The 12,522-nt window shown below is 65.2% G+C and carries 11 protein-coding genes and 1 riboswitch; all 11 genes read right to left on the reverse strand.

Going from position 1 to position 12,522, the window contains the following annotated elements:
- Positions 1-2: 2 nt before the first annotated feature.
- Positions 3-200 (reverse strand): sulfur carrier protein ThiS, encoded by a 198-nt coding sequence (gene thiS / locus ATI53_RS15190; protein ID WP_009504287.1) that lies wholly within the window; start codon positions 198-200, stop codon positions 3-5.
- A complete protein-coding gene (locus ATI53_RS15195; RefSeq protein ID WP_111550757.1) occupies positions 190-1,113 on the reverse strand; it encodes an FAD-dependent oxidoreductase in 924 nt (307 codons plus the stop codon). The genes thiS and ATI53_RS15195 overlap by 11 nt, the downstream gene beginning before the upstream one ends.
- Positions 1,110-2,891 carry a phosphomethylpyrimidine synthase ThiC gene (gene thiC / locus ATI53_RS15200; protein WP_111550758.1) on the reverse strand — a complete coding sequence of 594 codons (1,782 nt, stop codon included), beginning with the start codon at positions 2,889-2,891 and terminating at the stop codon, positions 1,110-1,112. The genes ATI53_RS15195 and thiC overlap by 4 nt, the downstream gene beginning before the upstream one ends.
- Positions 2,892-3,231: 340 nt before the next feature.
- Positions 3,232-3,702 (reverse strand): 6,7-dimethyl-8-ribityllumazine synthase, encoded by a 471-nt coding sequence (locus ATI53_RS15205; protein ID WP_009504285.1) that lies wholly within the window; start codon positions 3,700-3,702, stop codon positions 3,232-3,234.
- A 64-nt stretch (positions 3,703-3,766) separates the two neighbouring features.
- Positions 3,767-3,896, reverse strand: a riboswitch (FMN riboswitch).
- 132 nt (positions 3,897-4,028) lie between these two features.
- Positions 4,029-5,102, reverse strand: a complete 1,074-nt coding sequence (gene repC / locus ATI53_RS15210) for a replication initiation protein RepC (RefSeq protein ID WP_223865934.1) — start codon at positions 5,100-5,102, stop codon at positions 4,029-4,031.
- A 225-nt stretch (positions 5,103-5,327) separates the two neighbouring features.
- Positions 5,328-6,272 (reverse strand): plasmid partitioning protein RepB, encoded by a 945-nt coding sequence (gene repB / locus ATI53_RS15215; protein WP_111550759.1) that lies wholly within the window; start codon positions 6,270-6,272, stop codon positions 5,328-5,330.
- A complete protein-coding gene (gene repA, locus ATI53_RS15220) occupies positions 6,272-7,474 on the reverse strand; it encodes a plasmid partitioning protein RepA (RefSeq protein WP_034452273.1) in 1,203 nt (400 codons plus the stop codon). The genes repB and repA overlap by 1 nt, the downstream gene beginning before the upstream one ends.
- Positions 7,475-7,999: 525 nt before the next feature.
- The gene (locus ATI53_RS15225) at positions 8,000-9,370 is read right to left on the reverse strand and encodes an aspartate aminotransferase family protein (RefSeq protein ID WP_009504280.1); all 1,371 of its coding nucleotides are present in this window, start codon (positions 9,368-9,370) and stop codon (positions 8,000-8,002) included.
- Between the two features lie 47 nt (positions 9,371-9,417).
- Positions 9,418-10,875 (reverse strand): NAD-dependent succinate-semialdehyde dehydrogenase, encoded by a 1,458-nt coding sequence (locus tag ATI53_RS15230; RefSeq protein ID WP_009504279.1) that lies wholly within the window; start codon positions 10,873-10,875, stop codon positions 9,418-9,420.
- A gap of 110 nt (positions 10,876-10,985) precedes the next feature.
- A complete protein-coding gene (locus ATI53_RS15235; RefSeq protein ID WP_034452284.1) occupies positions 10,986-11,462 on the reverse strand; it encodes an Lrp/AsnC family transcriptional regulator in 477 nt (158 codons plus the stop codon).
- Positions 11,463-11,536: 74 nt separating this feature from the next.
- Positions 11,537-12,157, reverse strand: coding sequence for a calcium-binding protein (locus ATI53_RS15240; RefSeq protein ID WP_111550760.1), 621 nt, complete (start codon positions 12,155-12,157; stop codon positions 11,537-11,539).
- Positions 12,158-12,522 lie beyond the last annotated feature (365 nt).

Raw genomic sequence — 12,522 nt, forward strand, 5'->3', positions numbered from 1 at the left:
GGCTAGCCTCCCTGCATCGGGGTCAGCAATTCGACCCGTGCGCCATGGCTCAGCGGAGTGGCGGCGCGCCGCGTGCGCGGGACAAAGGCCCCGTTCAGGGCCGATGCGACCGAGGCGGCGTCATGGCCGCGTTCCTCGATCAGGGCGGCAAGGGTCGGGGCGTCGGTTTCCACCGGCGCGCCGTTCAGGTCAATGCGCATCTTGCATCTCCTTTGTCATCATCCGGGCAAGCCGGGTTGCCAGCACCGGCGCCATCAGAAACCCGTGCCGGTACATGCCGTTGACGTGAATGCGGCCCGCGTCATGCCGGATCGCGGGCAGGTTGTCGGGCAGCGACGGGCGCAGCCCGGTGCCGGTGGTCAGGATCTCGGCTTCGGCCAACGCGGGGTGAAGCGTATAGGCGGCGGACAGCAGTTCCATCATGGCGCGCGCGGTGATGCCCGCGGTCGACCCGCTTTCCACCATCGTCGCGCCCAGCATGTAGCGCCCGCCCCCGCGCGGCACGAGATAGCAGGCAAAGCGCGGATGCAGCAGGCGCAGGGGCCGCGTCAGCGCCACATCGGGGGCGTGCAGTTCCATCATCTCGCCGCGCACCGGGCGCAGATCGGGCAGCGGCGCGCCGATGCCGGTGCAATCGACGATCCGCCCGCGTGCCGGGCCGTCGCGAACCGGCACGCCGGTTTCGACCAACGCCATGCGCAAGGCAGCGAGGGCGGCGACGGGATCAAGATGCGCCTCGGCTTCAAAGAACAACCCGCGCGCAAAGCGCCCCGCCAGATCGGGTTCCAGCGTGCCCGGATCGACCGCAACATGTCCCCGCGTGGCACGGGCAAAGCGCGCCAGTTCCGCGCTGTCACGCGGCGGCGCCACCACCAGCGTGCCGCGCCGGGTGACGCCGGGCACCCGCGCCGCCCACCAGTCAACCGACGCCTGCCCCGCTGTCACCACGGTTTCGGGCGCGCCGTCGCCTTCGCAGAACGGCGCAAGCATGCCCCCGGCAAGGCGCGACACCGGGGGGGCGCCGGTGTCGATCAATTCGACCCGGTGCCCCGCCTCGACCAGCGCCGTGGCGCAGCACAGCCCCGCCACCCCTGCCCCGAGAACCGAGATCATTCGGACGGTTCGGGGACGTACAATTCGCCCCCCTCGCGGAATTTCGCGGCCATGCGGTCCATGCCCTCGCGCTTTTCCGCCTCGGCCCGGATGTCGTGGCTGATCTTCATCGAACAGAACTTCGGCCCGCACATGGAACAGAAATGCGCCACCTTGTGGGCATCGGCGGGCATGGTTTCGTCATGCATGTCGCGCGCGGTGTCCGGGTCCAGCCCGATGTTGAACTGATCCTCCCAGCGAAATTCGAACCGGGCGCGGCTGATCGCGTCGTCGCGGCGTTGCGCGCCCGGATGGCCCTTGGCCAGATCCGCCGCATGGGCCGCGATCTTGTAGGTGATGACCCCGGTTTTCACATCGTCGCGATCAGGCAGGCCAAGGTGTTCCTTGGGCGTGACATAGCACAGCATCGCGGTGCCGAACCAACCGATCATCGCCGCCCCGATGGCGCTGGTGATATGGTCATAGCCCGGCGCGATGTCGGTGGTCAGCGGCCCAAGCGTGTAGAACGGCGCCTCGTCGCAGTGTTTGAGCTGCTCGTCCATATTGGCCTTGATCTTGTGCATGGCGACATGGCCCGGCCCTTCGATCATCACCTGACAGTCGCGCGCCCAGGCGATCTTGGTCAGCTCGCCCAGCGTGTGAAGTTCGGCGAATTGCGCCTCGTCATTGGCATCGGCGATGCAGCCGGGGCGCAGGCCGTCGCCCAGGCTGAAGCTTACATCATATTTTCTGCATATGTCGCAGATCTCGGAGAAATGTTCGTACAGAAACGATTCTCGGTGATGATGCAGGCACCATTTCGCCATGATCGACCCGCCGCGCGACACGATGCCGGTGACGCGCCTGGCGGTCATCGGGATCATGTGCAGGCGCACGCCCGCGTGGATGGTGAAGTAATCGACGCCCTGCTCGGCCTGTTCGATCAGCGTGTCGCGAAAGATTTCCCATGTCAGGTCTTCGGCAATGCCGCCGACCTTTTCCAGCGCCTGGTACAACGGCACCGTGCCGATGGGCACCGGCGCGTTGCGAATGATCCAGTCGCGGATGTTGTGGATGTTGCGCCCGGTGGACAGATCCATCACCGTGTCGGCGCCCCAGCGGATCGCCCAGACCATCTTTTCCACCTCTTCCTCCATGGATGAGGTGACGGCGGAGTTGCCGATATTGGCGTTGATCTTGACCTTGAAGTTGCGGCCGATCACCATCGGTTCCAGTTCGCGGTGATTGATGTTGGCGGGAATGATGGCGCGTCCGGCGGCGATTTCATCGCGCACGAATTCGGGCGTGACGAGGTCGGGCAGCGTGGCGCCCATCGGATCGCCGTCGCGGGTATGGGCGGCAAGGCGGCCTTCGTTTTCGCGGATCGCGGCGAATTCCATTTCCGGGGTCACGATGCCGGCGCGCGCATAGCCCAGCTGTGTCACCGCGCGATCGTCAGTGGCGCGCAGCACGGCGCGCGGTTGCGGAAAGGCCGGGGTCAGGCGCGCGCCGTTGGCAAAGCCGTTGTCCGCATCGGTGACGGTACGCCCGGTGTATTCCTGCACATCGCCGCGCGCCTGAAGCCAGCCACCGCGTGTTTCGGGCAGGCCCCGCGCGATGTCGATCCGCGCGGCCGGGTCGGTGTAGGGGCCGGAACTGTCGTAGACGGTCAGCGGCTCTTCGCCATTCAGGTCGATTTCGCGCATGGGCACGCGCAGTTCATGCAGCGTACCGGGGTGGTACACCTTGCGCGAGGCAGGCAGGCCGCCGGTGGTCAGCGTGTGGGGAATGTCTTTCATGTCGGTCTCCTTTTTCAAGAAGACCCAGGCAACAGCACGAGGGAAACGGCCACGCATGGCCCGTTGCAAAGGGCCATGAGCGGCCCGAAAGGACCGCCCCTGCGACAGATGTCTGGGGATGCGCCCGTCCGGTCTTCCTACGCCAGCGTCAACTGGGTCAGGTTCGAAGGGTCGCTTCACCGGGGTTGCCCCCCGTCAGCCTCTCAGTTCCCTTGGCGGAACTCCCCCGACTGTTCCCAGTGTGGGGCTTGCGCGCCCCGCTTGTCAACAGGGCGCGCGGTTTTCCCGCGAATACGACGGCGCCGCGATCCAGGGCGTGCCGGCGCGGTTCAGGCGGGGTTCAGGCGACCGCCTTGGTCGCCGGGCGTTGCAGCGCGCCATACAGCGCCGTGACCGACAGCGCGGCCTGTGCCGCCTCGCGTCCCTTGGTCACGAAATGTTCGGCAAAGAACCCGATGTGGTCGGCGGTCGGCTGAAAGTGATGCGGTGTCAGGGACACCGACAGGATGGGAACGCCCGTCGCGATTCCGGCCTGCATCAGCCCGTCCACCACCGAGCGCGCGACAAAATCATGCCGGTAGACGCCGCCATCGACCACAAGTGCCGCCGCCGCGATGGCGTCATATTCCGCGGTTTCGGCCAGCTTGCGCGCGAGCAACGGCATCTCGAACGCGCCCGGCACGTCGTAGACATCGACCTGCGCCGGGACCCCGGCATCGTTGAGTTCCGCAAGAAATCCTTCGTGCGCGCGATCAACGATGTCCGCGTGCCAGCGTGCCCGGATAAAGGCGAATTTGGGGGATTTTGTCATGGCTCTGGTCCTTTCCGTATGACAGAATCCCAGAGCGTAAGACCTCGGATCATGCGACCCGATGCCCCTTTCTCTCCCGTCCGGACTTTCACCGTCGGTCCCGGAATTCCACCGGCTCTGCTGACCCATCGGCATGATGGCGCTCGCGGACTGTCACCGCCGGTGGGGAATTTCACCCCGCCCTGAGAATGCGCATATCAGTGCAGATCGCGTTGCATGACGTCAAGTGCGTTTCCGCACGAACGAGGAGGTCGCCGTATCGGCGTTGCGTCGCGTGCCAGTGTCCAAGACGCGGAAAATTGTCCGCGGACAATGGGGCGAGGCGATCAGCGGGCAATGGCAGCCGTCAGAGGCCGGGTTGTCCGCGGACAACGATCAAAGCGTTGCAGAAAGCGGATCAATCGAAGCGCGTCGAACTCGGCGCTTTTCGGTCCCAGAACCAGCGCATGGAAATAGGCCCCAAGCGCGCGCACCCTGTCCTGCATCTGGATCACCGCCATCACCGCGACTGCGGCGCCGGTCGCGCCAACCCTGTCCTCGGCCCGGCTATAAATCTTTGGGTCAATCCCGATCATCGGGGCAAGCGTGCGCCCGTGGCTGATGACATCGCGTTCATTTCCAAGCGGGTGACTGGCAAAAGCAAGCGCCTCGGGGCAGGCGGCGGACAGGTCATGCATTGTCAGGCGCTCTTTCTTATCATTAATGTCTTTTATTGAGTTCTGATGGTGCCGGACATTTTGGCCGTGCCTGCCGGTCATTTTGTCTGGTTCACAGGGATCGGTGTCGAGGGGTTGCATTGGCACATCGGGCAGGTCCGCAAGAAGCGCCGCGCAGTCATCGGCGTCGAGCTTGCGGCGCAGCGCTTTTAGAGCGTGCAGCGCGGCGGGGTCCTGATCGTCATGGCGCAGCCGCTGGTTGGCTGCGGCGCGGATCTGGGTGCGCAGCAGGGCAAGGCGGTCACGCATGTCATCGGCTTGCGCGGCGATCCGCGCGATGCGTTCAATCTGGGCAAACAGCGGCGACAGGTCAAAGCCAAAGCGCAGGCAGGTGCCATCGGCGCGGCTGCGCCGCATGAACCGTTTTCGATTGGCGCTGTCGTGGCGCAGCAGCAGCCCGGCCTCGATCAGCTGGACCACATGGCGCCGGATGGTGCGTTCGGAAATACCGTCGCGGCGAAACACCAGCGTTTCGTTCGAGGCAAAGACGGTGTGATGGGAGCGGCGCGGCGGAAGGCAGGACAGCATCGCGTTCAACGTCGCAAGCACCGGCGCGCGCAGCCCCAAAAGCGGCGCGGCACGGCGCAGCATCGCCATGACAACGTGACGTTCCGGCGCATTGTCCGCGGACAATGCGCTGCCGGGCCGCTGCCCGTTGGGCGCGGCGATCTGATGTGGGGCCATGGCGTTTTCACGGCATCCGGGAAAGGCAGAGACTCCGGCGAAACCCTGTCATCAGGCAAAGTTTCTCGGTCAACCGAATCGGTTGGTGTTGACTGGAGGAGAGAAGATGGTAGACCTGAGGGTGCAAAGAACAGATCGGGCTCTCCGGGGGTGACCTTGGGGGGCTCTTTCTTTTTCGGGCTGCGTCGTGCTCCTTTTTTTCTGGTTGCTGCTCGGGTGTCCTGGTCAGCCGTTCCGTGACTTCCAGGTTTCGTAAATCCGCAAAAGTTCGGCTTCGGCGTTATCCTGTAGCCATTGCGCGAAATCCGGGGCGTCGGCGCGCGACAGCTTGATCGTCAGCGCGCGCGCCGTGGGGCGGATTTCACCAAGGCGGGTGCCGTCGGCATGAGCGACGGGCAGGGGGGCGATCGCCGCTGTCGCGGTCTTGTTGCGTCCAATGACTGCGCTCGCCAGCATGTCAAACCGCGCGTCAGACGACGGCACCGAGCGCAGATCCATTTCGCCCGCCAGCGCCAGCAGATCAATGTCGCGGTCTCGGATCGCATCGGCCATGTCTTCCCACCGCCGCCGCCCGATGCCATGGGCCGGGCCGACGATCTCGATCACCTCGGGCGGGATCAGACGCGCTACCTTGTTCATGCGCGACAGCATCGGCTTGTCGACGGCCAGCGCATCCATGACGATCTCGGAGTCATAGCCGCCATCGGACAATTCGCGGATGAACAGCGCCTTCTCGATGAACGACGGGTCCAGCCGCTGGCTGTTTTCATGGCCTTGTGCCAGGATTGCCTGCTCGTCCGACAGCGAGCGCACCAGCGCCTTGGCGTTCAGCCCAAGACTGCGCAGCGCCCGCAGACGGCGACGCCCGTAGACCACTGTGAACCGGCCGGGCTGGTCGGGCAGGGGGCGCACCATGATGGGCACCTGCTGGCCATGCGCCTGAATGCTTTGCGCCAGAGCGGCGACATCGGCGTCGCCAAAGCTCAGCCGGTCGTTGGGGCCGCCATCGTCGATCAGCTCGGGCGGGATGTCGCGCACCGCGTTGCTTGACAGATCTTTGAGCGTCGAGCGCACGCCGCTCATGGCCCCGGTCTCGGGGAAACGCGGTTTTTGCGGCGCGGGGGTGTCGGAGGGCGGGGGAGGGGGCTGAAACAGGTTGCGTCGTGCCATCAGTCGGTCTCCCGTCCCCAGGCCGCCTGTATGGTGGCCTCGAATTCATCGGCAACGCCGTTCACGCTTTCCATGATGCGGTCCAGCGTCTTGCGCACCACCTGCCCCGGATCAATCTCGTAGATCGTCTGCTGGGTCATGCCCGCGTCGGAAATGGCCGTGGATTTCAGCATCGGCGTGTTGAGAACCTGGTCCAGAAGGATCGACCGCAAGAACCCCGCCATCTGCGATTGCGGCACGTCGGTCGGTTCATAGCGTGCGACGAGAAACTTAAGAAAATCCCAGTCGATCGTCCCGGAGGCCTCTTCAAGAGCGCGGATGGTTTCCCCTGCCATTTCAAGGAATTGCGCCATGGATGCCACATCCAGCATCGACGGCACCACGGTGATAAGCAACCCTGTCGATGCCAAAAGCGCCGACATGGTGGTGAATCCCAGCTGCGGCGGGCAGTCGATCAGCACCAGATCGTAGTTTGCCTCGATCTCGTCGAGCGCGATGGCGAGCCGCTGGGTGAAGGGCGGCTCCAGCCGGTGTTGCAGCGCGTAGGCGGTTTCGGTCTCATACTCCGACAACATCAGCCCGGCGGGGGCAAGGTCGAGGTTGTGGAAATAGGTCTTGCGCACCACCTCGCCCAGCGGCACGGGGTTTTCATAGCGCAGCGCGTCGTAAATCGTACCGCCTTCGGCAAATTCGATCTCGGGGCGGTAGCCGAACATCGTGGTCAGGCTGGCCTGCGGGTCCATGTCCAGCGCCAGCACACGATACCCACGCAGGGCAAAGCGTTGCGCAAGGTGGATCGCGGTGGTCGTCTTGGACGAGCCGCCCTTGAAATTGACGATGCTGATGATTTGCAGCTTGTCCCCGTCGCGGCGGCCGGGACGATAGGCGTCGCCGTTGCGCCCGGTGCGGGCCATGATGTCGCGGATCCGGTCGATTTCCCCGGCGGTATAGGACCGCCGCCCGCGCGCATCGGTCTGCACCTCGGGAAAATCGCCGTCCTGATGGCGGGTGCGCAGATTCGACATGCTGATGCCGGTCAGCTCCGACACTTCCGAGGCGTTGAACCGACGCAGCGTCTTGCGGCTTTCGGGCTGAAAGCTGTTGCGCATATGGTCGTTCAGCGCCCGCGACAGCCGTTCGGCGTTCGCGGATATGGATGCAGCCACGGCGCCCGTGCTGACAGTGGTGTCGGTAGAGGTCATACTGCTCTCGCCTCTGGTGGTCTCTTGTCGGACCGTTGTCTTGTCGACGCTGGAACGCGCGAATGCCGCGCTGGTGCGTCGATAAAGTTCATTGCACGCAAGATGCGCCATCACAACATTTTTCTGGGCCGCTGGCCGCGAATGATCCCGCAAAAGCTCAGGTATTGCGTGCAGGCAGAAGCTTAAGACTTTGAATTGGAAAAGCAATCCGGCCTGTGGATAAGTTTGGCGGATTGCGCGGTTGGCGGGCGTCCGGGGCCGGGCCAGCCCGGCCCCGGTTGGCTCCGGTTGGGCTCCGGCACCGGCCTGAGTCGGTACCGCCGGGCGGCTGACGGGCGGACTCGCGCAAAAGCTGTCATCGTCGCGCCCCGTGGCATGCCGCCGGGGCGGCCGACCGGGCGCGGGGCCCAAAGGCAGGGCAGACCAATCGCGGGCCGGGGCGGCATCTGTCCGCGCAGCCGTGTGGTGGGGTTCAGGATGCGCGCGGGGCAGGGGAGGGGCCGCACCCGGCCCCCCGTTGGCGGATCAGCCCAGAACCGACGCGACCGCCCTGGCGGTCTTGTCCGCGATCTCGCCCGCTTCGGAATCGGTCAGGCAGAACGGCGGGGCAAAGCCCAGAATATCGCCCTGCGGCATGGCACGCCCGATGACGCCCTGTTCCAGCAGCGCCGCCGACACGCGCCCGCCGACCTTTTCGGACGCATCAAAGAACCGCCGCCCGTCGCGATCGGCCACAAATTCAACCGCGGCCATCAGACCTTCGCCCCGGATTTCGCCGACATTCGCATGGGTGCCAAGAGCGTCGCGCAGCGCGGCATTCAGCACCGCGCCGGTGCGGCCCGCCGCCTGCACAAGGTTCAGCTTGTCGATCAGCGCAAGGTTCGCCACCCCCGCCGCCGCCCCCACGGGATGCGCCGAATAGGTCCAGCCGTGGCCAATGGGGCCGTTTTCGTCGGTGCCCCGTTCCAGAACCTTCCACATCCTGTCGCCCACGATGGACCCCGACAGCGGCGCATAGGCCGAGGTCAGCCCCTTGGCGATGGTGATGAGGTCGGGCCTGATGCCGTAGTGATCCGACCCGAACATCGTGCCCAGCCGCCCGAAGCCGGTGACCACCTCATCGGCGATCAGCAGGATGTCGTGCCTGGTCAGCACCGCCTGGATCGCCTCCCAGTATCCAGCCGGAGGCGGCACGATCCCGCCCGTGCCCAGCACCGGCTCGCCGATGAAGGCGGCGATGGTGTCGGGGCCCTCGGCCTGGATCAGCGCCTCAAGCTCGGCGGCACAATGGGCGGTGAACTGTTCTTCGGTCTGGTTCAGATCGTCGCGGCGGAAATAATACGGCGCCTCGGTGTGGATCACCTGCGACAGCGGCAGATCGAACTTATTGTGAAACGTCTCCAACCCGGTGAGCGAGCCTGTCATCAGCCCCGACCCGTGATAGCCCCGCCAGCGCGAGATGATTTTTTTCTTTTCCGGGCGGCCAAGAATGTTGTTGTAATACCACACCAGCTTGATGTTGGTCTCGTTCGCATCCGATCCGGACATGCCGAAATAGACCTTGCTCATGCCCTTGGGCGCGCGTTCCAGCACCATCCGCGCCAGGGTGATCGACGCCTCGGTGCCGTGGCCGACATAGGCGTGGTAATAGGCCAGCTCGCGCGCCTGATCGGCGATCGCATCGGCGATTTCGGGGCGGCCATAGCCGACGTTCACGCAGTACAGCCCGGCAAAGGCATCCAGCAGGCGGGTGCCGTCGCGGTCTTCGATATGGCAGCCCGATCCGGTGCGGATCACCCGGTGCGGAGCGTCGCCCCGCGCGAATTCGGCCAGATGGGTCGAAGGGTGAAAGAAATTCTCACGGTCCCATTTTTCCAGCATGTCGTTGCGCAGCATTGTCTTTCCTTTCTTATCGCAAACGGGGCCAAGCCCCGCGCCCAACCTCAGCCCCAGTCGCGGCAGACGTATTTGATGTCGGTGAACGCTTCGAGCCCCTGGCGCGCGCCTTCGCGGCCCAGCCCGGATTGCTTGGTGCCGCCGAACGGGATCGGCGCGCCGGTGACCTTGGTGCGGTTGACCGCGACCATGCCGAATTGCAGCGCGCGGGTCATGCGGTAGATCCGGCGCGGATCCTGGCTGTGCACATAGGCGACAAGGCCGTATTCGGTGGCATTGGCGCGGGCGATCACGTCCTCTTCGGTGTCGAACACCGTGACCGGCGCGACAGGGCCAAAGTTTTCCTGGCTCATGATGTCGGCCGTATCCGGCACATCGGCCAGAACCGTGGGCTTGAAAAACAGCGGGCCGTGAGAATCGTCAACCGCGCCCCCCGTCAGCAGGCGCGCGCCCTTGGCGATGGCGTCGGCCACCTGCGCGCGCTGTTTTTCGATGGCGCGCTCATTTATCAGCGGGCCGATGTCGGGGTTGTCATGGCCGTGTCCCATGGTCAGGGCGGCGGTGGCGGCGGCGAACTTGGTGCAGAACGCGTCATAGACATCGCGGTGAACGTAAAAGCGGTTGGCCCCCAGACAATCCTGCCCCGAGGTGGCGAATTTCGCCTTGATCGCCTCGGCCACCGCGCGGTCCAGATCGGCGCTGGGGAACACGATGAACGGCGCGTGGCCGCCCAGTTCCAGCACCAGCCTTTTGACGGTGTCCGCCGATTGGCGGTACAGCAGCTTGCCGACCTCGGTCGAACCGGTAAACGACAGCGCGCGCACCCGCACATCGGCGGTCCATTCGCCCACGATGGTGGCGGCGTCGCCGATGACGGTCGATATCACGCCGTCGGGAAACCCCGCCCGGCGGGCCAGCTGGGACAGCGCCAGCGCCGACAGCGGGGTTTCCGCCGATGGGTGAATGACCACCGTGCAGCCTGCCGCCAGCGCCGCCGCGGCCTTGCGGGTGATCATCGCGCAGGGAAAGTTCCACGGCGTGATCAGCGCGGCCACGCCGACGGGTTCGCGCCACAGCTCCATTTCCGCATCCGGCAGATGGCTGGTGACGCCTTCGATGTTGGGGCGCAGCGCCTCTTCGGCGTAAAACTGCACGAAGCTGGCGGCATAGTCGATTTCGCCGCGCGCCTCGGCAATCGGTTTGCCCTGTTCGGCGGTCATGATGCGGGCAAGGTCTTCTTTGGCGGCCATCATCAGGTCGTGCCAGCGGTGCAGGATTTGCGCGCGCTTTTGCGGCAGCATCTGGGCCCAGCCTTCGAACGCCCGGTGGGCGGCATCGACGGCGGCGCGCGCGCCGATGGCATCGCTCATCGCGACCTGCGCCACCAGCGCGCCGCTTGCCGGGTCGCGCACCGCAAGGCGGCCGTCGCCGGGAAAATCGCCGCTTTCGCACAGCAGGGACGTGTCGCGGATCCAGGGCGCAAGGCCAGCTGTCATGTCGGTCATGGGGGTCTCCTTTGTCAGGGACACCATGGCGCGGGCACTCCAGAGGGTTTGCCTGTTCGCGGCGCTCCTGGCCGAGGATCTCTCTGATTTCGCGCGCCCAAGGGGCAACTCTAGCGCAGCAGCCCCAGCGCGGGCGGGTCGGCCTTGACCGGCTTGGTGACGATATAGCTGTAATAGCGCCGCACGCCGGCGCGGCTTTCCAGCAGCCCGTCCATCAGATCCTGAAACGAGCCAACGTCGCGGGTGACCACCTGCATCAGGTAATCGTACCCGCCCCCGATGGCCCAGCATCCCGTCACCGCATCGGTCCGCGCGATGATGCGTTCAAAGATCTGAAAGCTTTCCGCCTTGTGGCTTTCCAGCTCGACCGTGACAAACACCTGAACGTGCGGCCCCAGCGCCGCAAGGTCGATTTCCGCGCGGTATCCGACGATCAGCCCTGCCTTTTCCAGCCGCTTCATCCGGTCCCAGCAGGGGGTCGGCGACAGGTTCACCCGCGCCGCCAGTTCGGTTTTGGCGATGCGGCCCTCGCGGCTGAGCGTGGCAAGAATGGCGATGTCGCGATCGTCAAGGCGGGTCTGGTTCATGGTTTGGTTGTTGAGGCCGCGCACCGGATTGTCAATCGCGCGCCGCACGCCGCACGCCGCGCGCGGCGGGCCGGTCAGGCGGCCAGGTCGGACAGCGCAAAGATCATCGCCAGATCCGACTGCACGCTCAGCACAGCTTCGAGCGTCACCGTGCCGCCGGAGTCGTAGCGGACGATCGTATCCGCGCCGATCCGCGACACATCCGTGACGCTGACGCCATGAAACGCCAGGATGTCGCTTGCCACGTCGAAATCGCTGATGACGTCAGCGCCGCGGTCGAACAGCATGTTGTCCTCGCCGTCGCCGCTGATGGTGTCTGCCAGATCGGTGCCATGCACGTTCTCGACGCCGGTCAGCACATCGCCAAGGGCGGCGCCCGCGTTCATCGACGCATCCAGCAGATCCAGCACCGCGCCTTTGGTTGCATCGTCGTAATGGGCGACGTCGCTGCCGGCGCCGCCGATCATCACATCGGCGCCCGCGCCGCCATGCAGCCGGTCACGTCCGGCGCCGCCATAGGCGGTTGTCCGGTCGTGCCAAAGATAGACCCTGTCATCCCCCGCCTGGCCGCGCAGGGCGTCGGGCGGGTCGGACTCGATCAGGGTATCATCGACCGCCAGTGCGTCCACCGGACGCTGGCCCGCAACCGCTTGGTGGTAATCATCGCCGCTGGTCAGAGTGACCGGCAGGTTCATCTCAAGCAGATACGCGCCGGTATGCGCGCCGTAACCCCCGGCACTGACATAGTAAATGCCGTGTTCGGCCGGGTAAAGGTCAGGCGGGAATTCAAATCGTTCTGGCTGTCGTCGTTCCAGGCCAGCCTGGCGCCATAGGCGTTGTACAGGTTCAGATACGGGTCCGGCAGGCGGGGAAGAATTCATCGGCGCTGCCCCTGAGCGTGATGATGACGTTCTGGCCGGCCTCCAGTTCGACGCTGACCCAGTCTTCGGCAAAGGAAGACCCCAGAATGCCTTAGAGTCCGTCCGAGATCATATCCTTTCTTGGCAAAGCCTTCGCAGCATTGATCGAATGGACGCCCATCGCAGGAACGCCAATGCGT

The organism is Salipiger aestuarii (assembly GCF_003259905.1).
In the GTDB taxonomy this organism is placed as follows: Bacteria; Pseudomonadota; Alphaproteobacteria; order Rhodobacterales; family Rhodobacteraceae; genus Salipiger; species Salipiger aestuarii.